The sequence below is a fragment of the Rhizobium sp. 21-4511-3d genome (assembly GCF_053522545.1).
Genome location: NZ_JBNWCF010000003.1, coordinates 435,409 through 457,750 on the forward strand (window position 1 = coordinate 435,409; position 22,342 = coordinate 457,750).

Annotated in this window: 20 protein-coding genes; 10 read left to right on the forward strand and 10 right to left on the reverse strand. The window is 61.3% G+C overall.

Annotated elements, in window-relative coordinates; genetic code table 11:
• Window positions 1-37: 37 nt before the first annotated feature.
• From ACQZ5H_RS10430 to ACQZ5H_RS10440, 3 genes are all read left to right on the forward strand, one after another.
• Window positions 38-1,258, forward strand: a complete 1,221-nt coding sequence (locus tag ACQZ5H_RS10430) for a helix-turn-helix domain-containing protein (protein ID WP_449097605.1) — start codon at window positions 38-40, stop codon at window positions 1,256-1,258.
• A gap of 29 nt (window positions 1,259-1,287) precedes the next feature.
• On the forward strand, window positions 1,288-1,923 hold the full coding sequence (locus tag ACQZ5H_RS10435; RefSeq protein ID WP_449097606.1) for a Vgb family protein: 636 nt from the start codon (window positions 1,288-1,290) through the stop codon (window positions 1,921-1,923).
• A gap of 151 nt (window positions 1,924-2,074) precedes the next feature.
• Complete coding sequence (locus ACQZ5H_RS10440) at window positions 2,075-3,250, forward strand: MFS transporter (RefSeq protein WP_449097607.1); 1,176 nt, start codon at window positions 2,075-2,077, stop codon at window positions 3,248-3,250.
• Window positions 3,251-3,272: 22 nt separating this feature from the next.
• Here the strand turns inward: ACQZ5H_RS10440 and ACQZ5H_RS10445 are convergent, their stop codons facing one another.
• The 6 genes from ACQZ5H_RS10445 to ACQZ5H_RS10470 all read right to left on the reverse strand — a co-directional run bounded on the left by ACQZ5H_RS10445 (window position 3,273) and on the right by ACQZ5H_RS10470 (window position 9,998).
• Window positions 3,273-4,304, reverse strand: a complete 1,032-nt coding sequence (locus tag ACQZ5H_RS10445) for a histone deacetylase family protein (protein ID WP_449097608.1) — start codon at window positions 4,302-4,304, stop codon at window positions 3,273-3,275.
• Between the two features lie 62 nt (window positions 4,305-4,366).
• Window positions 4,367-5,401: an ABC transporter substrate-binding protein gene (locus ACQZ5H_RS10450; protein WP_112712494.1), complete on the reverse strand. Its 1,035-nt coding sequence runs from the start codon at window positions 5,399-5,401 to the stop codon at window positions 4,367-4,369.
• 16 nt (window positions 5,402-5,417) lie between these two features.
• Window positions 5,418-6,218, reverse strand: a complete 801-nt coding sequence (locus ACQZ5H_RS10455) for an ABC transporter permease (RefSeq protein WP_112712492.1) — start codon at window positions 6,216-6,218, stop codon at window positions 5,418-5,420.
• The gene (locus ACQZ5H_RS10460; protein ID WP_203431135.1) at window positions 6,211-7,125 is read right to left on the reverse strand and encodes an ABC transporter permease; all 915 of its coding nucleotides are present in this window, start codon (window positions 7,123-7,125) and stop codon (window positions 6,211-6,213) included. Before ACQZ5H_RS10460 ends, ACQZ5H_RS10455 begins: the two co-directional genes overlap by 8 nt.
• 7 nt (window positions 7,126-7,132) lie before the next feature.
• A complete protein-coding gene (locus ACQZ5H_RS10465) occupies window positions 7,133-8,224 on the reverse strand; it encodes an ABC transporter ATP-binding protein (RefSeq protein ID WP_112712488.1) in 1,092 nt (363 codons plus the stop codon).
• A 100-nt stretch (window positions 8,225-8,324) separates the two neighbouring features.
• Window positions 8,325-9,998 (reverse strand): amidohydrolase, encoded by a 1,674-nt coding sequence (locus ACQZ5H_RS10470; protein WP_449097609.1) that lies wholly within the window; start codon window positions 9,996-9,998, stop codon window positions 8,325-8,327.
• 283 nt (window positions 9,999-10,281) lie between these two features.
• On the opposite strand from ACQZ5H_RS10470, the gene ACQZ5H_RS10475 reads away from it, so the two are divergent.
• Window positions 10,282-11,025 carry a metallophosphoesterase gene (locus tag ACQZ5H_RS10475; protein WP_449097610.1) on the forward strand — a complete coding sequence of 248 codons (744 nt, stop codon included), beginning with the start codon at window positions 10,282-10,284 and terminating at the stop codon, window positions 11,023-11,025.
• 33 nt (window positions 11,026-11,058) lie between these two features.
• Here the strand turns inward: ACQZ5H_RS10475 and ACQZ5H_RS10480 are convergent, their stop codons facing one another.
• From ACQZ5H_RS10480 to ACQZ5H_RS10495, 4 genes are read right to left on the reverse strand one after another with little or no spacing between them, the layout of a single operon-like run.
• Entirely contained in the window at window positions 11,059-11,805 is a 747-nt protein-coding gene (locus ACQZ5H_RS10480; RefSeq protein WP_449097611.1) for an N-formylglutamate amidohydrolase, read from the reverse strand.
• A gap of 2 nt (window positions 11,806-11,807) precedes the next feature.
• Window positions 11,808-13,127: a glutamine synthetase family protein gene (locus ACQZ5H_RS10485; RefSeq protein ID WP_449097612.1), complete on the reverse strand. Its 1,320-nt coding sequence runs from the start codon at window positions 13,125-13,127 to the stop codon at window positions 11,808-11,810.
• The gene (locus ACQZ5H_RS10490; RefSeq protein ID WP_112712480.1) at window positions 13,124-13,768 is read right to left on the reverse strand and encodes a cysteine hydrolase family protein; all 645 of its coding nucleotides are present in this window, start codon (window positions 13,766-13,768) and stop codon (window positions 13,124-13,126) included. The genes ACQZ5H_RS10485 and ACQZ5H_RS10490 overlap by 4 nt, the downstream gene beginning before the upstream one ends.
• Entirely contained in the window at window positions 13,761-14,681 is a 921-nt protein-coding gene (locus ACQZ5H_RS10495) for a MurR/RpiR family transcriptional regulator (protein WP_130280082.1), read from the reverse strand. The genes ACQZ5H_RS10490 and ACQZ5H_RS10495 overlap by 8 nt, the downstream gene beginning before the upstream one ends.
• Before the next feature lie 389 nt (window positions 14,682-15,070).
• On the opposite strand from ACQZ5H_RS10495, the gene ACQZ5H_RS10500 reads away from it, so the two are divergent.
• The 6 genes from ACQZ5H_RS10500 to ACQZ5H_RS10525 all read left to right on the forward strand — a co-directional run bounded on the left by ACQZ5H_RS10500 (window position 15,071) and on the right by ACQZ5H_RS10525 (window position 22,291).
• Entirely contained in the window at window positions 15,071-16,054 is a 984-nt protein-coding gene (locus ACQZ5H_RS10500) for an ABC transporter permease (RefSeq protein WP_112712476.1), read from the forward strand.
• A gap of 48 nt (window positions 16,055-16,102) precedes the next feature.
• Window positions 16,103-17,119, forward strand: a complete 1,017-nt coding sequence (locus tag ACQZ5H_RS10505) for a sugar ABC transporter substrate-binding protein (RefSeq protein ID WP_112712474.1) — start codon at window positions 16,103-16,105, stop codon at window positions 17,117-17,119.
• 73 nt (window positions 17,120-17,192) lie between these two features.
• On the forward strand, window positions 17,193-19,316 hold the full coding sequence (locus ACQZ5H_RS10510; RefSeq protein ID WP_449097613.1) for an ABC transporter permease: 2,124 nt from the start codon (window positions 17,193-17,195) through the stop codon (window positions 19,314-19,316).
• The gene (locus ACQZ5H_RS10515; RefSeq protein ID WP_449097614.1) at window positions 19,313-20,359 is read left to right on the forward strand and encodes a hypothetical protein; all 1,047 of its coding nucleotides are present in this window, start codon (window positions 19,313-19,315) and stop codon (window positions 20,357-20,359) included. Before ACQZ5H_RS10510 ends, ACQZ5H_RS10515 begins: the two co-directional genes overlap by 4 nt.
• Window position 20,360: 1 nt before the next feature.
• Window positions 20,361-21,869, forward strand: coding sequence for a sugar ABC transporter ATP-binding protein (locus tag ACQZ5H_RS10520; RefSeq protein WP_203431128.1), 1,509 nt, complete (start codon window positions 20,361-20,363; stop codon window positions 21,867-21,869).
• 17 nt (window positions 21,870-21,886) lie between these two features.
• Complete coding sequence (locus ACQZ5H_RS10525; protein WP_449097615.1) at window positions 21,887-22,291, forward strand: carboxymuconolactone decarboxylase family protein; 405 nt, start codon at window positions 21,887-21,889, stop codon at window positions 22,289-22,291.
• Window positions 22,292-22,342 lie beyond the last annotated feature (51 nt).

Here is a 22,342-nt window from a genome sequence, read left to right on the forward strand (position 1 = left end):
AGCGGAGGGTGGGAGTTACAAGTGTGACGGGATTTCGATGGACTCGATGATCACGGCTGCCGCACAGGCGCTTGCCGCCGGCGATGTGCTCGGCGCAATGAAGCGTGTCGCGCTGCGCGACGACGCTCCGGCGCTCGCCCTCAGAGGCATCGCGCTTGCCCAGCTCGGCGACTTCGAACGCGCCAAGGCGCTTCTGAAAAGCGCTCACCGCGCCTTCGCATCCCGTGGAACGCTGGCTCGCGCCCGCTGTACCCTGGCGGAAGCCGAGATCGCCCTTGTCAGCCGCGATCTCGGTTGGCCCGAGAAAGCTCTGGAGATGGCGCGCCAGACGCTCGAGCGGCATGGGGACGGGCTGAACGCCGCCCACGCCCGCAATCTCCAAATCCGCCGCCTGCTGCTGATCGGCCGGCTCGATGAGGCGGAGACGCTGCTTGCCATGCTCGACCCATCGCCATTGCCGCCCGCCGCACGCGCAAGCCTGGAGCTGACCGTGGCCGGGATCGCGATCCGCCGATTGAAGACCAAGCCCGCCCGCGACGCTTTGGCGCGCGCGGCCAAAGCGTCGAACGATGCGGGTATCCCGGCTCTGGTTGCAGAGGTGCGCAACGCAGCCGGCGTTCTCGACGCTCCAGCGGGGAGGGAGGTCGTCCGGGGCCGGGAACGCGCGCTTCACCTTGAGGATGTCGAGGCACTCCTGTCCTCCGATGCACTCATTGTCGATGCCTGCCGCTTCGCTGTCCGGCGCGGGTCGCGGATCGTGCGTCTGGCACACCGGCCGGTCTTGTTTTCGCTTGCCCGAGCGCTTGCCGAGGCCGCGCCCGATGACGTGCCGCGCGGCCTGCTGCTCGCCCGCGCCTTCGGCGCGCGCCATGCTGACGAATCCCACCGCGCCCGGCTGCGGGTCGAGATCGGCCGGCTGCGCGCCGAACTCGAAGGGTTTGCGGCCATCGAGGCTACGAAGGAGGGTTTCGTGCTCGTGCCCGCCAACGGTGCCGCGGTCGCCGTGCTGGCGCCACCGATCGAGGATGAGAACGGTGCCGTGCTCGCTCTCCTCGCCGATGGCGAAAGCTGGTCGAGCTCGGCTCTGTCGATCGCGCTCGGCATCAGCGCTAGAACGGTGCAGCGGGCGCTCGAAACGTTAGCGACATCGGGCAAGGTCGAGAGCGTCGGCAATGGCCGGGCGAGACGCTGGATAATTACGCCGGCAATCGGCTTCCCGACAACATTGTTACTCCCGGGACCGCTCCCGAGCGACTAGCGTCAGGAAATGACGATGGAGGAAGAAGCATGAAGCGATCCGCAGCTGAGATCATTCGCGAGTACGGCCCCTTCGAGACCGCCGCGCGGGTCAACGGCGTCACCTTTGACGGGCAGCATGTCTGGTTCGCCTCCGGCGAGAAGCTGCACGCGCTGGATCCGGAAACCGGCAGCGAGCTGCGCACGATCGATGTCGCCTCGCATGCCGGAACCGCCTTCGACGGCCGCTACCTCTACCAGATCGCCGAGGACCGGATCATGAAGATCGACCCTCAGGACGGCACTGTTCTCTCGACCATTCCGGCGCCCGGAAACGGCGGCGATTCCGGCCTTGCCTGGTGCGAAGGCAGCCTCTGGGTCGGCCAGCATCGCGGCCGCAAGATCCACGAGATCGATCCGGAAACCGGCGCGATCCGGCGCACGATCGAATCCGACCGCGTCGTAACAGGCGTGACCTGGGTCGATGGCGAGCTCTGGCATGGAACCTGGGAAGGCGACGAAAGTGACGTGCGCCGCATCGATCCGGCAACCGGCGAGGTTCTGGTGCGTCTCGACATGCCCGAGGGCGTCGGCGTCTCCGGCCTGGAATCCGATGGCAAGGACCGCTTCTTCGCCGGCGGCGGCACGCGTTCTGTGGTGCGCGCGGTGAGGAGGCCGCGGTCTTAGGCAGATCATTTTGCCGCTCCGCTATTTTTCCGATCGCCCAAGCGCCTGATGGACCTTCCGCTAGCTTTGCTCTAGAGGAGGGCAGGTTCATTTCCCCACCTCCACCAGGATCCGCGCCGCTCCGCCAGGGGCGGTCGAAATCGGAACGAGAATGACAGATCATCTGGACGCTCATGCCGTCACACCGGTAGCGGCTCGCGGGCGCTTGCTTCGCTGGTTCATATCGTCGGCAACGCTGTCCGTCCCGCAAGCGGCAGGGCCGGTGGCTTTTTCGCTGCTTGCGCTGCAGCTCGAAGGCGCGACGAGTGGCGGGGCGGCGATGATCCTGGCGATGACCATTGCACAGGTGGCCGGTGCCGTTCCGCTGACGCGGCTTGGGTCTTCGGTGACGCCGGCAACCGCACTGCGTTTCCTGCTGATCTTCCGGGCGATCGCGCTGGCGCTGATGACGCTGTCGGCGTTTTGGAAGATGCCGCTGGAAGTCCTGGTTGGTCTTGCGGCGGCTGCGGGCTTGGTGAACGGTGCGGCCTTCGGCTATCTGCGCACGGTCCTGAATGAGCTCACGCCTGCCGCCAAGCTGCCGCGCGCGCTTGGGATCGCCGCGACGCTCGGCGAAGCCACATTCGTTCTTTCACCGGTGCTTGCCTCCGCGCTCGGCAGCGTCTCGCCGCTCTTTGCAGTCTGCGCGATGGCGGTGCTTGGCACGTTGCCGGCGCTGCTCGTCCCCTCGGTTGGGGCGAAGGTCCAGAAAGCCGGCGTACGATCCTCGGAGCCGACGATCACGCCTGAGATCATGATCTGGCTCCTTTGTTCCACGGCGGGTGGCGCTGCCGTCGCTGCCATCGAGATCGGTGCCGTCGCGCTGGCACTCGAATTCGGCCATGCGCCCGCCTTGGCGATCATGTTCACCGTGCCGCTATGCCTGGCTTCGGTCGCGGGCGGGGTCTGGGTAAGCGTACGAAACCGGGGCGCCTCGCGCGCCGAGGTCATCCTGAAGCTGCTGTTGATGTCGGTCGGCTCGGCGCTTGTTGCGACCTCCATCTCGGTCGCGACGACGATCGGCGGCGCCATCCTCATGGGCTTCGTGCTGGCGCCGCTCAGCACGCATTATTCTCTCGAGCTCGACAAGCTCGCTCCACCCTCGAAGAGGGCGGAGATATTTGCGTTGCTACGAACTGCAAACGCCATGGGCGTCATCTTCGCGAGCGCGATGATGACGATGAGTTCGATCACGATGGCGCTCGTTGCGACGACCGGACTGATGGTCTGCGCGACGTTGCTGGTCGCGGTCGCAAGCCGTCGCAAACTGGGAACACTGAGGCCCTAGCTTTTGGCATGCCGCAGGTGCCTTACGCACCCTCGAAGCCCGTCAAGACGCCAACGGCATTGACGCCGATCTCTTCGACGGCATAGCCGCCTTCCATGACGAACAGCGTCGGCAATCCCAAGGCGGCGATGCGTGCACCGATCTTCGGAAAGTCTTCTGTCTTCAGCTTGAACTTGCTGATCGGATCCCGCTCGAAGGTATCGACGCCGAGAGACACGACCACAACATCCGGCTTATATGCCGCGAGGCGGCTGCAGGCGTCTTCGAGCGAGGCGTTCCATTCGGCCCAGCTGGTTCCGAAGGGCATGGGATAATTGAGATTGAAGCCCTCGCCATCACCTGCGCCTTTTTCGTCGGCATGGCCGAGGAAGTAGGGATATTCCTGCATCGGATCGGCGTGGAGGTTCAGTACCTGAACGTCGGCACGCGCATAGAAGATTTCCTGGGTGCCGTTGCCGTGATGGTAATCGACATCGAGGATCGAAACGCGTCTGGCGCCGTTGTCGCGCAGCCATTGGGCGGCGACCGCGGCGTTGTTGATGTAGCAATAGCCACCGGCGAAAGCCGATCCGGCGTGATGGCCGGGCGGGCGGCAGAGCGCGAAGGCGGCACGCTCACCACCCTGCACGATCGCGGCCGCGCTCAGCGCCACGTCATGCGAGGACTTGATCGCATCCCAGCTGCCTTCGACGAAACCGGCGCCGGCATCGAAGGAATAGTAGCCGAGCAAGCCGTCGATAAAGCGCGGCGGCACATCGCCGCGCAGGCCGCGTGTCGGCCAGGTGAAGGGGAGGGCGGTTCCGCTGCGTCCCTCTGCCGTCCAGCGATCCCAGACGGTCGGCAGGAAATCGAGATAATCCCGACGATGGATCTTGGCCGCCGTCGACAGGTCATGGTCATCAGGCTCAAGGACCGGCCCCAGTCCGACGGCCTCGATCCGTTCGGCGACGAACTTTGGACGAGACGGCAGTTCGAATCCCGGCACGATCGCACCGGCGACAAGCTCCAGCTGGCTCGAATGGCCGAGATGGCGGGGAGAAAAGACGGTCTTCATGAAAACACCTGCGAGAACAAAAATGCAGCGCCATACCGGCGGGAATGGCGCTGCCGGTGATCTTACTTCTGCAGTTCCGTCCAGATCTTGGTGTAAAGCGCCTGAACGTCCGGCGGGCAGGTCTGCGAGGGCACGCCGACCGACTTGAACTCGTCCGGTACCTTGATTTCGGGCGCGTCCTTCATGTCGGCTGGCATGAATTTCTCCGAGCCGGCAATGCCGTTGGCGTAACGGTGGAAGCCCGAGTTCATGCCGGCATTTTCCGGATCCATCATGAAGTTCTGGAAGAGCTTGGCGTTCTCGACATTCTTGGCTTCCTTCAGCACGACAAGATTGTCGCTCCAGTTGACGAAGCCTTCCTTAGGGTAGCCGAAATGGATCTTCGGATTGGCGAGCCGCTGGCGGAAGGCCGAGCCGTTCCAGTCGCTCGAGGCGGCAAAGTCGCCCGAGCCCATCTTCTGGATCGTGCCGTATTCCATCGCCACCCAGTAGGGCTTGGCGGCGAGCAGCGTATCGCGCACCTTCTTCAGCACGGTCAGGTCGCCGGTGCACTTCTTGCCGCCGTTATAAAGAATGGCGGCGTCCATGACGTCGGTCATCTCGGGCACGACGTTGATCTTGCCCTTCAGCTCTTCCGGCGGATTGAAGATGATCGCCCAGGTGTTGATGTCGCCGTTATAGACATCGGTATTGACGACAGTTCCGACGATGCCCATCGCCCACGGGACTGAATATTTGCGGCCGGGATCGAAGTCGGGGTTTGCCCATTCCGGGGCGACATTCTTGAAGTTCTCCATCTTGCCCGGATCGGTCTCGAGCAGCAGCCCTTCCTGGATCCAGATCGGCAGGTAGTTCTGCGAGGGCACGGCCATATCGAAGCCGGATCCGCCCTGGCGAACCTTGGCGAGCGCCGTGTCGTTCGAATCGTAATCGGTGATGGTGACCTTCACCTTGTACTTGTCTTCGAACTTCTTGATCATGTCGGGGCTCGTGTAGTTGCCCCAGTTGTAGATGTTCAGCACCCCTTCCGCCGAAGCGAGCGAGGTCGTTGCAAAAAGCGTGGCCAAGGCGACGAGGCCGCAATTGATGATCTTCATGCTGTTCCCTTTCTTGTTATTCGCGTTTCTTGCTGACGAAAAAGAAGACGGTGACCGCCGCGATCGAAAGAACGAGGAAGACCGTCGAAATCGCATTCATTTCAGGGGTAATGACACGGCGGATCTGGCCGAGCATGTAGGTCGGCAGCGTGTCCTGGCCGGCTGACTTGACGAACTCGGTGATGACGACATCATCGAGCGAGATGACGAAAGCCAGCATGAAACCGGCAAGGACGCCCGGCCACAGAAGCGGCAGAGTGATATAGCGGAAGGTCTTGAGCGGCGTGGCGTAGAGATCGGCGGCGGCACGTTCCAGCGTCAGGTCCATGTTCTCCAGCCGAGCGCGAATGGGCAGATAGGCGAAGGGCACGCAGAAGGCGGTATGGGCGGCGATGAGATAGCCAAGCCCGGTATAGCCGGTCCAGATCTTGATCCGCGAAAACAGGATCAGAAGCGCTACCGCGGTGACGATTTCCGGCACCATCAGCGGGGTGTTGATGAAAGCATATTTCATCGTCAGACCGCGATAGGCTTCGGTTCGCGTCGTGGCGATTGCCGCCATGGTTGCCGCAATGGTGGCAATGACGGCGGCGATGACGGCGATCTGCAGCGAACGCAACGAGGCGTCGATCACCTGCTGGTTCTGGTAGGCCTGCGCAAACCAGCGCAGCGAGAAACCCTGCCAGGATGCAAGCGATTCTCCCGCATTGAACGCGTAGACGACGAGAACAGCGATCGGGAGATAGAGAAGGAAGAGGGAGATGATCGCGATCGTCGTGAAGCCGGTCTGGCGCTGTACCGAGAAGCGTCTAGCCATGCTGCGCCCCCTTTGAGCCGGCATTGCGGACATAGACCAGAAGCGCTGCCATCACGAAGATCATCAGGGTTATCGAAAGCGCCGAGCCGAGCGGCCAGTTACGCCCCTGTCCGAACTGCAGTTCGATCAAGTTGCCGATCATCAGGTTCTTGCCGCCGCCCAAGATGGTGGGCGTCACATAGGCGCCGAGCGACGGGATGAAGACCAGGATGGACCCGGCCACGATGCCGGGGGTCGACAGGGGAAGGATGATCCGGCGCAAGACCTTCGCCGGCGTCGCATAGAGGTCATAGGCGGCTTCAAGCAGCCGGAAATCGAGCTTTTCGAGGCTCGCATAGATCGGAAGCACCATCAGCGGCAGGTAGACATAGACCATGCCGATCAGGATCGCCGTGTCGGTGAAGAGAATCTGGACGGGGCGCTCAATCAGCCCGAGACGGATGAGCACGGTATTGATCAGCCCTTCGTTGCGGATGATCTCGAGCACGGCAAAAGTGCGGATCAGCAGGTTCGTCCAGAAGGGGATGGTGATCAGGAACAGCCAGAGCTCGCGGGTGCGTTCAGGCCGGGTCGCAATGAAATAGGCGGTCGGGAAGCCGACGATCAGCGTCAGCATGGTCGTGAAGAAGGAGAGCGACAGCGACCGTAGCAAGATCGAGATATGGGCGTCGGCGAGCGACAGCGTATCGTCGAAGATATCCCTCTGCAGAAAGACGCTGATCCAGCCGTCGCTGGAAGGCTGCCACTGCACGTCGCCGTAGGGTCCGGGCGTCAGGAAAGAGTAAACGAGGACGATCAGCAGCGGGCCGCAGGCGGCAAACAGGATGATCAGCAGCGCGGGGAGGGAGAGCAGCCAGCGGTTCCGGACGGCCCGTTTCCTTTCCGCGCTGACGATCTCCGCTGTCATCTCCGGGCTAGCTCCTGAGTACGCGGGCTGCGTCGGCGACGATCGAAATGCCGACCGCGTCGCCCTGGGAAAAGCCGGCAACGTGGTTCGGCCGGTTCTGCTGGCGCACCATGAAGCGCGTGTCGCCATCGGAAAGGCGCACGTGATAATGGGTATCGGTGCCGCAGTAGATGATGTCGGTCAACGTCCCGCCGATCTGGCCCTCCGCCGGCGTGCAGAGCATGGCGTGTTCGGGGCGCAAGACGACGGTGACGTCGCCATCGGGAACGAAGCCATCAGGCACGCTCGCCGAGATGCGCGCAGCGACCGCAAGCTCGACCTCCGCCCGCCCGGCGTTCAGCGCGGAGACGCGTCCCTGCAGGAAATTCGTCTCGCCGATGAAATCGGCCACGAAGCGATCGGTCGGCGCATCATAGATCTCGCGCGGGTTTCCGACCTGAAGGACCTTGCCCGCCGACATGACCGCGATCCGGTCCGACATGGTCAGCGCTTCTTCCTGGTCGTGGGTGACGAAAATGAAGGTGATGCCGGTTTCCGCCTGGAGGCGCTTCAGCTCGATCTGCATTTCCTTGCGGAGCTTGTAGTCGAGGGCAGACAGCGGCTCATCGAGAAGCAGGACCTTCGGCTGCGGGGCAAGGGCTCTGGCGAGCGCAACGCGCTGCTGCTGTCCGCCTGAAATCTGGCTGGTCCGGCGGTTGGCGAGCGCTTCCATCCGCACCAGTTTCAACATGGCGGAAACCCGGGCGCTGATCTCTGCCTTCGGACGGCCGAGCATCTGCAGTCCGAAGGCGATGTTCTCGCTCACCGTCATGTGCGGAAAGAGCGCGTAATTCTGGAAGACGGTATTGATCGGCCGCTTGAAGGGCGGCATCGCGGCGATGTTCTCGCCGTTGAGCAGGATCGCTCCATGCGTCGGGAATTCGAAGCCGGCGATCAGCCGGAGCAAAGTCGTCTTGCCGCAGCCGGACGGGCCAAGCAGCGTGAAGAATTCGTTCTGCCTGATCGATAGTGAGGTTTCGTTGACGGCAGCTACGGCGTATTCGCCGAAGCCGAAAATTTTGGATACACCCTTAATCTCGACAGCATTCGTCTGAGCCATGCAAAGGCCATTTACCGCGCTATTATTATGTAGTTCCCACGGCCGTCAGGTGAGCACAGCGCCGGACGATTGACAACCCGGATTCGCTCAAGCGCTCAATCTAGTTCGCCTTGTAGGTGATTTTTCCGCCGCAGATTGTTATCGCGGGCTCGACCTCCCCGAGCTTATCAGCCGCAACGCTCTCGATATCGGCGTTGAGAATGGTGATGTCGGCGAGAAAGCCGGGCTTGATGCGGCCCTTGCGGTCCTCACGAAACTCGGCGTAGGCGCCTTCCGTCGTGTAGCCTTCCAGTGCTTCCATCAAGCTGAAGCTCTGATCCGGATCGGTCGCCTGCCAGGGTTCGCGGATCATCGCTGCCTGGATGCCGCGAATGGGGCTGATCGGCGAGACCGGCCAATCCGACGCGAAGCAGATCCTTGCACCCGCATTCTTGATCGTGCGCCAGGCATAGCTCAGCGGCCAGCGCGAACGTCCGATGCGCGATACGGTCGGCTCGAGCGGCACGCCCATGCAGCCTGGCGGGTGAGGAGGCTGCATCGAGGCGATGACGCCGAGTTCGGCAAACCGCGGCAGGTCGTCCTGATGGACGACCTCGATATGCTCGATGCGATGGCGGCTGTCGCGGGCGCCGTTCTCCTTGCGGGCCGCTTCGTAGCCATCGAGCACGGCCCTGACCGCGCCGTCGCCGATCGCGTGGACGGCGATCTGCAGGCCGCGTCTATCCGCTTCGATGGCGATCTCGCGGAAACGCTCCGGCCTGAACAACCCCTCGCCAACATAATCAGGCCGGTCGGCATAGGGTTCGACCATGACGGCCGTCCAGCTGTCCAGCACGCCGTCGTAGAAGACCTTCACCATGCCCGAGCGCAGGAAATCGCTGTCATAGGCCTTCGACATGGCGGAGGCCTTCTCCAGCATGTCGATCGACATGAAATTCTTGAAGTGGAAGGGTATGGCGACCCGGCAGGGCAGCCCACCGTCCTCCTTCTCGATCGCAGCCAAGAGCTCCAATTGATAGAGATTGCCATCCATGTTCTGGATCGTGGTGATGCCGTGGCGGGCGCAGTATTCGAGCCCGCGGCGCATGACTTCCATGTCGGTGCGCCATTCGACATCGGTCGGCCGCGGATCGGGCTCGCCGCCGGTCGCAAGGCCAAGTCGGTAGCGCGCAAAGCCGCCGGCAGCCTGCACAGGGCTGAACGCTTCCATTTCGCGAAGCTCCCCGGTCGCCAGCCCGTCGTCGCCCATGACGATCTCGTTGCCCGGGCGCAATTCGGCGCCATGAAGAAGATTGGCGAGCTCCAATGCCTTGGTGTTGGCCCAGGCGGTATGATGGTCGGGCGCGAAGAGGGCCAGCGGCTGGTCCGGCCAGATCGCATCGAGATGATGCCGCGTCAGCCGCTCCTCGCCGCCGAGGATCGTGTAATCGGCACCCTGGGCAAAAAGCATCACCTGCTCGAGGCGATCCTTTCCATAATTCCGGATCGCTTCCGTCAGTGCCGGAAGGCCGTGGACACCATTGAGCTGCAGATGCACGAGCTCGGCCGAACCGGAGAACAGATGCATGTGATTTTCAGAAAAGCCGGGCACGACCGACCCGCCGCCCGCATCGATAACCTCGGTGCCGGGGCCGCGCAGCGAAGCAAGCTCGCCCTTAGCACCGACCGCGGCAATTTTGCCATCAATGACAGCAATTTCCGTGGCCTTGGGCCGCCCGGGATCGAGTGTCAGTACGCGCGCATTGAGAATCAGAAGATCTGCTGTCGGGGTCATAGGGAACTCGCGATTTGACGGATGGCGGGCGGTGGCGAAGGCGAGATAGGCAATGCAAGCTAACCACAACGACTGCTTAAGACCACCCTGAATCTGAACGCATCCATTGCGTCTGATTATAATGTAAGCTTTTACTTACGTAAAATTCCGCGACTCAAGAACCCCTTGCGCTGATGCCCGTCCGCGAGGTAACCGGGATCAAGTCCCTCCGGCGCAAACATACGTTTCCAGCACAATCGGTTACAGAGCGCCGCGAGAAATCGCAGTCAGGAGCCAGCCTTCATTGTCCGACATCTATGCAATTGCCGACATCCATGGACGTGCCGATCTTCTCAAGGCGCTCCTCGGCCATATCGCCGCTCGCGAAGGCGCACAGCCTGTCATCATTTTCCTCGGCGATCTGATCGACCGGGGGCCGCATAGCCCTGAAGTGCTCGATCTCGTGGGTTCCACTCTCAAGCGCTATCCGGGTTCGCGCCTCGTCTTGGGAAATCATGATCACTACCTCCGCTCGCTTCTGCGCGAGGAGCTTGCTGACGAAGACGCGGTGAACTGGATGGACTGGGGTGGCGTTGCGACCGTCAGCGCTTATTCCCGCCATCCGGTGCCGAATTTCACTGGGATCGCTGCGGACATACGCGAGGCCTTTCCGCATCATGTCGAGCTCTTGAACGATGCCGTGACGCATTACGTTGCCGGCCGCTTCTGCTTTGTCCATGCCGGCCTGCGACCCGGCGTTCCGCTCGCCGAACAGACCGAGTACGACTTGCGATGGATACGGGCCGGATTTCTCGATCATGGCGAACAGTTCGAGCATATCGTCGTGCACGGTCATACCGTTACCGGCTCTCTGCGACCCGAAATATATCAAAATCGCATCGCGCTGGACACGGCGGCCTACCGGACCGGGCGGTTGACCGCGGCCGTTATCCGCAATGACGAGCTTTCCCATTTCGTATGCACGGGCCTCGCTGCCGATGGCGGTATCGGCGTAGAGGAATGGGATTCGCTGGGCCAAAGGCTGTAGCCTTACGGCATAGCGTCGCGTCAAGTCGAGTGGTCAAGCCCTCAAAGAATCTGCCAGATAATTTGCCCAGCGGGCCTGCCCGTCGGCGGATCCGATCAGGTCATGCCTGATTTCGATCAATACCGCGTCGAGCCTCCGGTCTTCACCATGCACCGGGATGGCGTAATCGCTTGCTCGTTCGATGACGTAGGGCACATTTGCGCCGATCTTCAACGCCGTCGACCGGCTCAGATGATCGATAATCTGCCGGCCGAACCTGAATGACTTGTTGAACAGGATGCCTGCGTGCCAGGGGCGTTCCTCACCCAGGAAAACCGGAGTAAACGAATGGATCGCGACGATCTTCGTCGGCAGCCCCTGTTTCTGCCGTGCGTCCAAGTGCGCGGAAACAGCCTGTTGGAAAGGCGTAAATATCCTGTCGATCCTTTCCTGGCGCGCTTCGACAGCGAGGCCGATATTTCCGGGAATGGCAGTCGCCTCCGAAAGTTCCGGGATGCTCGTAGGGCTGTCGGTCGGCCGGTTCAGGTCGATGAGAAGACGGGAGTATTTTCCGAGAAAGCAGGGCGCGTCCAATAGCTGCGAGAGCGCGCGGCTCACGCCTTCAGCGCCAATGTCCCAGGCGATATGCCGAACCAGCTCTTCGGATGGCAGTCCGAGATCGTTGAAAGCTTCCGGAATAAAGTTCGACGCATGCTCGCAGATCAGGACGACTTCCGACGTCCCGTCGATATTCAGGATTTCAACAGGATCGGGCCAGCCGGATTGGTCTGCGGTTCCCATCGTCAATAGGCCGCCCGGTAGCTTGCGCAGATCGCTTCCTCGTCAAGCCCGTCGAGCGAGGCCATTTCAAACGCCTTCATTCCGACGAAGGTCTCCAGGAAGGCCTCGGAAAACCACGATGTCACCACCGCATCGGACTTGAGAGCGTCCAATGCACCGGCAAGCGTCTCCGGCAGCCGGCGCAGACCTTTCTCGACGCGCTGTTCTTCCGAGAGTTCCTCCGGGTCGCCTGAATGGACCTGCGGGCACGGAAGGCCGGCGATCAATCCCTCAAGGCCGGCGCGCACGATTGCGGCGAGTGCGAGGTACGGATTCGAGGTCGCATCGGCCGCCCGATATTCGATGTTGAAGCTCTTCGCAGGGTCCTTTCCACCAAAAGTCACCATAGGGCAGATCCGCAAGGTAGCCTCGCGATCCTTGTCGCCGAGCCAGGTATAGGACGAGCTCCAGTTGTGCGGCTTCAGGCGATAGTATGATGATACGCTGGAGGCAGTCAGTGCGGTGATCGCCGGCAGATGGCGCAGCACGCCTGCACAGAAGGATCCCGCTGCCCGGGAGAGACCAGCCGGACCGGACGGGTCGTAAGTCGCCGGCTGACCATCGGCCCCGACGAGGCTGAAATGGATATGCACACCGTTGCCCACCGACGACGGCGATGTCTTCGGTGCGAAGGACGCCTTCCAGCCGCGCGTGCGCGCAATTTCGCGTACAATTTCCCTGAGGACCGCTGCCCTGTCCGCAGCCGCAAGCCCGTCGCACGGCGCGTTCGTTACTTCGAACTGATCCTCGCCATACTCGGAGATGATAACCTCCGGGTTCAGCCCTGCTTCATCGAGAGCAGCCATCACCTGCGAAGCGAAGCCGTCGGCGCGGCGCAATCCCGCGAATGACATCACATGTTCTTTGGGCAGTCCCGCGTCCAGCAGTTTGAACTCGTGCTCGAATGCCGCCACCAGCGTAAGGCCGGTCTTGGCTTTCAACTCGGCGAGGGCATCTGCAAGCATAGTTCTTGTGCAGCATGACCACGGGGAGCCGTCCAGCTCCACGAGATTTCCCGGCACCATATCGAACGGTGTTTGGGACCCAGTCTTGGAGGTCCGGTATCTTGCATTCGGATCAGGCAGCAACCGCAAGTCACCGGATGAACCCCACGGGTTCGGATGCGCAATCACGTTGAAAGGCGTCAGGGAAAGGTTGGCCTGCAGCCAGCCGACGCCGGTGGCGATCGTCTTCTCGAACGTGTCGCTCGCGATAAACCGCCCACGCGTAACCGCGGCAATGTCTGTCGTGACGATCCCGGTCAGGTCGACATCCGTGCTCATGCCGCCGCCCTCACTGACAGGCGCTTGACCACGGTATCGGTGTCCGCAACCCAGCAATAGCCACCGAAAGCCTTGAGCGCGGTATCGTGGCGCTCCTGCGAGGCGGCTGCGCATGCGTCGGAAACGCAGGTGACGTAATATCCGCGGTCGGCTGCATCCCGCACCGCCATGTCAACGCATTGGTCGGTCATGATGCCGGTGATGATCAGGTAGCGGATGCCGAGGTTCTTCAGGACGTAGTCGATATTGGTCGAGTTGAAGACGCCGGAGGACGTCTTCGGGATCAGGATCTCGTCATTCTTCGGGCCGAGATTTTCCGGCGGAAAGCCTTCGGGGCTGCTCGGCGGAATGTGGATCGGCGTGAGTTTGTGGTCCAGCGAGCGATCGCGGCCATCTTCAGTCAGGCTTTGGATGATCGTGTGGAGGACTTCGATCCCGTTCGCTCTTGCTGCGGCGAGCAGCCGCTCGTTGTTGGGGACCGTGACCGAGGCGGTCTGGCGGTAGAAATAGTGCTCGGGACCGCGCTCGGGGTGATCGGGGTCCAGCCCGGGCTCCAGCCAGATGCGCTGCATATCGACCAGCAACAGGGCCGTTTCACCGGCAACATAGGGTGCGTCGCGGCTCAGGAGTTTGCTAGGCATGGCTGGTTGTCCCTTTCGTGCGCTTGGGGCCGGGTTGTGACTTGGTTTCGCTTTCATCGCCGTCGACAGTCACGCCATTGCGCGCCCGGACAGCTTCGAGATTCTCGATGCGGCGGCGTGTGGAATCGTCGAGCGTCGACAGGATCTGGGCCACGAGCGCTTCGATCTGCGCGACTGCCGGAGCGAGCGTGTCGTAGGGGGATGGAACGTCCAGCGGACAGATGATCGTCACCTCGGCGTGCTCCGCAATCGGCGAGAGCCACTGATCGGTGAACAGGACGACTGTCGCGCCGCGATCGGCGGCCTGCGAGGCAAAGGCCACGACGTCGTTCTGGTAGCGTCTGTAGTCGAAGGCGATCAGCACATCGCGCTTGCCGTAATCGACCAGTATGTCGAACGACGGCGCTGCGAGCGTGCCGATGTCGTGGACACCGGGGCGGAGCTGCGACAGGTACCCCGCCAGCATGCCAGCGATATGGCGGCTGAAGCGGCCGCCAACGAGGCCGACGCGGCCTTTGGATTCCATGATCAGCTTGGCGACTTTGTCATAGGTGTTCGCCGGCGTTGCGCCGACGGTCTTGTCTATCGTTTCCGAGACCGCATGCAGATAGGCTTCCGCAATTCCCTGGGCCGCGTCGCTTGATCGCTTTGTCTCCATCATCAAAAGAGGCGAGTGAAGTCTTGCCTCCACTTCCGACAGGAGCCGTTTCTGGAGGTCGGGAAAGCCTTCGAACCCAAGTTTGACAGCGAGCCGAACGACGGTCGCATCGCTGACGCCCGCCTTTTTCGCCAGATTGCTTGCGGTGCTCAGTCCAGAGGTCGGATAGTCTGCAAGCAGGATCTGGACGATCTTCTCTTCCGACGGCGTGAGGGTCAGTTTTTGATCGAGCAATAATGTCCTGACGTCCGTCACGTGACCTTCCCCCTATGAATTTCATTCTGCGAAATACACCAATATCTTTATATGTGAAAGATAAATTGCATCAATCCCACAGCTGGAGAGGGTGTAGGATGCCTTTCACAGTTCATCCCTTCTTTAGTCAATGAAAGCGTATTGACATAGCCGCCCGCCGCGGCCTAACGTTCTCGCAACGCAGCAAAGACTGCATGGGAACGCATCGTACTTCAATCGCTTGCCAGCTGTAGGTCCGCGTCGATTGCGGGTCTTTCGCCGGGAATTAGATTTCGCACGGCAGATGTTGCCGCCGAAAATCCTTCTCAGCTTCCGGCTGATTTAGCGATAGCGCGTTTTGACGAAGTTCCCTCGCTTCTGCAGGCTAATGGCGTTCTGAGGGATTGCATATGAAGCAGCGCGCATCGCGGAAATGGGCTTTGAGCCAAGAGATTATCGTGGCGGTTATTGCCGTGGTGATCTTCGCTGTCGCTTCCGTCGCTCTCCCGGGTTTCTTCACGACCGAGAACGTCGTTTCGATCATCCGCTCGATCTCCGTCCTCGGCATATTGGCGCTCGGCATGGCCGTGGTCATCATCGGCCGCGGGATCGATCTGTCGGCCGTTGCGGTCATGGCGATGTCGGTGGCGTGGTATCTGCAGATGCTCAACGACGGAACCTCCGGGTGGCTGGCCTTCGTCATCGTCTTGGGTGGCGTGATCGGCATCGGCTTGATCAACGGTTTTCTGGTCGCCTATGCGGATGTTCCCGCAATTTTCGTGACGCTGGCCAGCGGCTCGTTCGTCTTCGGCTTCGTGCGCTCGCAGTTGATCGCCCAGGATGCGGTTCCGGTGCCGGCGGAGAACTGGCTGCAGCTTTTCGGCGGCCTTCGCTTCTTCGATGTGCCGATCGAGGTTTTCATTTTTGCGGCGCTGGCTTTCCTTATCTTTCTTATTCTGCGCTACACCAAGTGGGGACGGTACGTTTACTACGCCGGCGACAACCCGATTGCCGCGCGTAACGCCGGCATGCCGGTCAGGCCAATGCTGGTCTTCCGATATGTGCTTTCGGCCCTCATCGCCTTTGTCGCAGGGCTGCTGACAGCCGCGAGCCTCCATTCGATCAATACGCGCGTCGTCAACTCGACCCTGCTCTACGACATCGTCCTGGTCGCGGTGATCGGCGGCATCGGACTGTCGGGAGGCAAGGGAAGCGTCCGCAACGTGCTGTTCGGGGCAGCCCTTATCGGCATCATGTTGAACGCGATGACCATCATCGACATCCCGCTGATCTACCAGAATCTGATCAAGTCCACGATCCTGCTCGTCGCCATCCTTATCGACGGGCTCCTCAATCCGAGAGACGAACAAACCGCCCAACAGGGAGATATCTGACGTCTCGAGGAAATTTCGATTTTTCCGTCAACACATCGGGGGACACCCATGAGGTACATGAAGGCACTTTTTGCGGCCGCGACCATCTCGCTATCCGTTTTCGCCACGGCAGCACCTGCGCAGGAAGATCCAGGCCCAGCCGCCTATTCGCAGGCGCTCAAAGGCAAGCGCGTCATGCTGGTGCCGATGGCAATGGGTTTCGATCTCGCACAAGGATGGTCGCACTACATCCAGAAGGAAGTTGAAGCCTTCGGCGGCGTGTTCGAGACACGCGATCCCAACTGGAGCGTCGAAGCCGGAGCTCAGGCGATCACCGAGGCCATCTCCTCCGACACCCGGCCGGACGTCCTCATCGTGCATTCGCCCGATCTCAATTCCTATGCCAGGCTGCTGAAGAAGGCGCAGGCCGCCGGAACCTATGTCGTGCTGATCGATAACCCCGCCAACTTCGCGGCTGATGCCTTCGTCGGAAGCGATTGGGATCGTCTCGGACAGCTGGAGGCCGAGGCCGTCATCAAGGGTTGCGGTCCGAATTCATCGAAGAAAATCGGTCTGGTGCAGGGTGATCAGGTGAATGCCTCCAGCCTCTACCAGTACGCAGGCATCATGAAGGTTCTGGAAAAGAACCCCGACTTCCAGGTGGTCGCAAAACCGGACTCGAATTGGGACGCGACGACTTCGCGCAACGTGACCACGACGATGCTGCAGCAGCATCCGGACATTTGCGGCATCGTCGATTTCTGGGACGGCGACGCGACGGGTGCTGCAGCCGCGATCCGCGATGCCAAGCTTCAGGACAAGGTCTTCCTCGTCACGACCGGTGGCGGCGAGAAGGCGGCCGATTGCGACAACCTCGAAAACGGCACCTATGGAGCCGTGGTCATGACCGAGCTTCACAATCAGTCGCGCGATATCAACGCGATCATCAAGTTCCTGTTGCAGAGCGGTCAGCCGGCAGGAACCTCAAAGGCCTACATCTACACACTCGAGAAGGCGACAACCAAGGCGGATCTGAAGCCCGACAGTTGCTGGGATCTCAAAGCCCTCAAGGCGGCTGCGAACTAAACTCCTTCCGATGACGCGGCGAGGCCCCGGCCCGGGGCTTCGCATGATCTCTCCCTGACATCCCGGTCACATCATGACATTCAGAGAACGCCTGCAGGCGTGGCGCTACAACCTGATCCCGGATCATCTCGCCGGCGAAATTCTCAGCAAACGATGGACCGACAATGCGATACCTTTCATCGCGCTGGTTATCGTCGTCGCAGGTTTCGGCTCTGCGATTCCGGGCTTCTTCAAGATTAATTCGCTTCAGGATTCCACCCGCCAGCTCGGCGAGTTCTCGATTGTCGTCACCGGCCTGACGGTGGTGATGCTCGGGGGCGGCATCGATCTCTCGGTGGGCTCGATCTTCGCGCTGTCGTGCTTCGCCGCGGTCTCCGCGTTCTTCATCTTCGAGCAGCCCGTTTGGGTCGCCTTGCTGGCGTCGCTCGCAACCGGCGTCGCTTTCGGTGCGATCAACGGATATCTCGTCGGCTTCCTCAGACTGCGTGCATTCCTCACGACACTCGTCACCTTCATCATCGGTCGAGCGGTCTACGATATCCTCGTCGTCAATTTCGCAGCCCAGATTCAAATGTCGATGGCGATGTCCGACGTTTGGGATTTCGTCGGCGATGGGACTGTGCTCGGGATTTCCGTATCGGTGCTGACGGCGATAATCTTCATCGCGATCACCCACATTGCGCTGACCCGGTCCAGGCCGGGATGGCATATCCTGGCTGTCGGCGGCTCGCGCCGCTCGGCGCATAATGCCGGTATCAAGGTCAAGCGGACGGTGTTCCTCACCTACGTATTCTCCGGTTTATGTTCGTCGCTGGCCGGCTTCCTGATTGCCTGCCGACTGAGCGGCGCAGGGCCGGGCACCGGGCTCAACCTCGAAATCCTTGCGCTCACGGCGGCGGTCGTCGGCGGCAATAGCCTTGGCGGCGGGCGAGGGTCCGTCATCAAGGGACTGATGGGCGCGATTATCGTGCTCGTCATGACGAACGGCCTGATCCGCCTCGGATACGGTACGGGCACGAACCAGATGGTGCTGGGCCTGATGCTCGCCGTTGCGGTGACGATCGATATCCGATGGCTGAAAAACCGTCACAAGGTCCTCAATGAGGTCTATGTCGCGCCTGTCTACCTGCGCATGGGCGAGGCTCAATCCGCGGTTCCCGGATCAGGCACGCCCTATGAAATGGATAATCGGCTGGCGCAGACGCAATATATCGGCCTCGGCGAGCTGGAGGGGCCGGAAGACGTCATCCTCGACGACGACGACAACCTCTATTGCGGAACGCGCCATGGCGAGATCGTCCGCTTCCTGGCGCCGGACTACGGACGATCGGAAGTCTTCGCTCACGTCGGCGGCTTCCCGCTCGGGCTCGCCTTCGACAAGGACCGCAACCTCATCAGCTGTGTCGGCGCGATGGGTCTCTACTCTATCGCTCCGGACCGGACCGTGCGCAAATTGACCGCGGAGACATCGCGGTCCTGGACTTCTGTCGTCGACGACGCCCGTCTGAGAGACCCCAACGACTGCGACATTGCTCCGGATGGTCGCATCTACTTTACCGACTCGACCAAGCGGTACGATGCGCACGACTGGGCACTGGACTCGATCGAGAACCGCGCCACGGGGCGCCTGCTTGTCTACGATCCGAAGAACGGCACGACCACGACCCTGCTCGATGGGTATCGCTACACCAACGGCGTTTGCGTCGCCCACGACGGCAAATCGATCTTCTTTGCCGAAAGTTGGGCCTGCCGTGTTCATCGCTATTGGCTCGAGGGCCCCAAAGCGGGGACCGCGGAGTGCGTTATCGCAGACATGCCCGGCTATCCCGACAATATCAACCGGGCATCCGACGGTACCTACTGGATGGCCTGGCTTGGGATGCGAACGCCGAGCTTTGATCTTGCGCTTCGTCACCCCGGCATGCGCAAGCGAATGACCCGACGGCTCCCCCAGGACGACTGGTTGTTTCCGAACATCAACACCGGCGGCATCGTCAAATTCGATGAAACCGGTCAGATCCGGGATGCGATGGCGGACCTTTCCGGCGTCTCCCACCCGATGGTCACGTCCATGAGGGAGCACAAGGGCTACCTCTATGTCGGCGGCATCCTCAATAATCGCGTCGGCCGCTACAAGCTTGCCCAGGCGAGCTCCGACTGGACCGGGCCGTCGTCCTATTGGGGGAGAGAGCCATGATGTTCGATCCCATCCTCGACTGGTTTCGCGGCAAGGCGGTGACAATTCCGCCGCTGGACGGCGCCTTCCGGCCGAACCAGGTTCTCGACGAAGCTCAGGTGGTCGCCACCTTGCCCTCAGCGGATAATGTTGCCGTCCACAATGGAGAGATCATCGTCTCTTCCGGGCGCTCACTCTTCTCGGTCGGCCATGGACGAGAGCCGCAACAGGTTCACGAGTATGACTCCGAGATCACTGCCACCGCCGTGTCCCCCGAGGCCGGTCTCGCCGTCGCCCTCGCATCCGGCAAGCTGATCCTCGACGGCAAGCAGCTGCCGCTGCCGGGCGAGATTTCTTGTATCACGGCACTCGCCTTTGCGCCCGACGGTTCGCTCTGGATTGCCAATGGAGCCGCAGGGATCGCGCCCACCGAATGGGTTCGGGATCTCATGGCGAAAGGCAGTTCGGGAAGCATCTGGACCATCGAGCCCGGCAACAACAAGGCGCGCAAACTGCTGGCCGGTCTGGCATTCCCGCTTGGCCTGCTGCCGGTATCCGGCGGCGTCGCGGTCTCGGAAGCATGGAACCACAGGATCCTTCGCGTCTCCAAGCATGGCGACACGGCAACCGTCATCGACAATCTGCCGGGCTATCCGGCGCGGCTTTCTGCGGCGCGCGACGGCGCGTGGCTGTCGATATTTGCTCCGCGCAATCGCCTGATCGAGTTCGTTCTGCAAGAGAAGAGGTATCGCGAGGACATGATCGCGGCCGTTCCGCCGGAGTTCTGGATCGCCCCATCGCTTGCGTCCGGCGAGAGTTTTCTCGAGCCGCTGCAGTGCGGTGGCATCAAGACGATGGGGATCCACAAGCCGTGGTCGCCCAGCCGGTCGTATGGCCTGGTCGCCAAACTCGACGCCGCTCTTCGCCCCGTCGGGAGCTTTCATAGCCGGGCAAACGGCGTAAGGCATGGGACGACAAGCGCTGTCGAACACGAGGGGAGGCTGCTGGTCGCGTCAAAGGGCGGCGGCGTGCTTGTCTCCGTGGATGCAACGGAGATCGGATGAGATGAGTACAGCCGAAGACATCATCGTCCATCTTGAAAACGTCACCAAGGAATATCGCGGCGTTCCCGCGGTCAGGAATGTCAGTTTCGACCTTCGCCGCGGTGAAATCCACGCCTTGCTCGGCGAGAACGGTGCCGGGAAATCGACGCTGACCAAGATCATCGCCGGCGTGGTGGAGCGTACCGCCGGCGTCATGATTCATCGTGGCAAGGAGGTGAGTTACGGTTCGCCGAACGCGGCGTTGGATGCCGGTATCGCAATGGTGTTCCAGGAAACGAGCCTGGTGCCGTCCATGACTGTGGCGCAGAATCTCTATCTCGGGACGGAAGCGTTCCTCAATCGCCTCCGGGGGATCTATATCTCCGCCCAGCAGTTTCTACAGTCGCTGAACTTCCCTGTCGATCCGACGGCGATGGTCGAGACGCTCGGTGCGGCCAAGAAGCAAATGGTGGAGATCGCGCGCGCGGTTCACCACAATGCCGAAGTGATCATCTTCGACGAACCTACCGCGACACTCACGCCCGAGGAGAAAAGGCATTTCTTCGCCTTGGTGAGACGGCTGAAAGCGCGAGGCGTGTCGATCGTCTTCATCAGCCACGCGCTCGAGGAAGCCTTGATGATCGCCGACCGTATCACGATCCTTCGTGACGGCGAGCTGGTTGCTTCCGGCGATACGTCGGAATTCGACCGGGAGAAGATCATCGCGGCTATGGTGGGCAGAACGCTCACCGGTGAACTCTATAAAAAGCGCGACGCGTCGACCATCAGGAAGGCGGGAAAGAAGGTCCTGTCCGTCCAGGACCTCTCGATGAGCAACGTCGTCCGGAACAATTCCTTCTCCGTCTTCGAAGGCCAGATCACCGGCGTCTTCGGCCTGATTGGTTCGGGCCGAACGGAGACGTTCAAAGTCATCTCGGGAATCTACAAGCGCGACTTCAAACGTGGCGGCTCGGTCGAGCTGGATGACAAGCCGGTGCGATATTACGTTCCGCGTGAGGCCGTGAGAGACGGGATCGTCTATGTGACCGAAGACCGCAAGAGTGAAGGCTTTTTCGAGACGATGTCGATAGCCGAGAATGTCTTCGGCGGGCTTCTTTCCGCCGGCCGCGAAAAGAGCAAGGTCATCAGCATGCGTGAAATGCACGACCTGGCGGCGGAGTGGACGAGCAAGCTCAATATCCGGGCAATCAATGACAACGCCCGGGTTGTCGAGCTCTCCGGCGGCAATCAGCAGAAGGTGGTGATCGGCAAGGGCCTGGTCCAGGAGCCGCGCATCGTGATTTTCGACGAGCCCACGCGTGGCGTGGATGTCGGCGCGATTGCCGAAATCCATCAGATCATCAACGAGCTTGCCGACCGGGGTTTGGCGGTCGTTGTCATCTCGTCCTACCTTCCGGAGATAATGAACCTCTCGGACCGCATCCTGGTCTGCCGCCAAGGGCGTATCGTCGAGGAGTTCTCGCCGGCTGAATCCACCGAAGCCAAAATAATGTATGCCGCTGTGCACTGATCTGAAAGGCGATCACGATGGCCACCGTCAAGCTTCTCACGGATGCCGAGGTCGCGGATATTCCCGCCGCCAAGGAAGTTTTTGATGACATCAGAGCGACCAGGAAATCCGACTTCATAAACAATTTCTGGCGTGGCCTGGCGAATGATCCGCCACTGCTTCAACGCACCTGGGAAGGGCTCAAGGCCGTTATGGCGGTGGAAGGTGCTCTGGACCCATTGGTGCGCGAAATGATCTACATTGCCGTCTCGACCGCCAACGGATGTTCCTACTGCGTCCATTCTCACACCGCCGCCGCCAAAGCGCGGGGAATGACGCAAGCCCAGCATGCCGAGTTGATGGCCGTGATCGGACTGGCCGGCCAGACCAATCATCTGGTGACGGCGATGCAGATACCGGTCGATGACCAGTTTCTTGCATAAGGGCTGACCGCAGCGCCGCTATCGCGCTCGAAGCCGCCGGAATTCCTATCC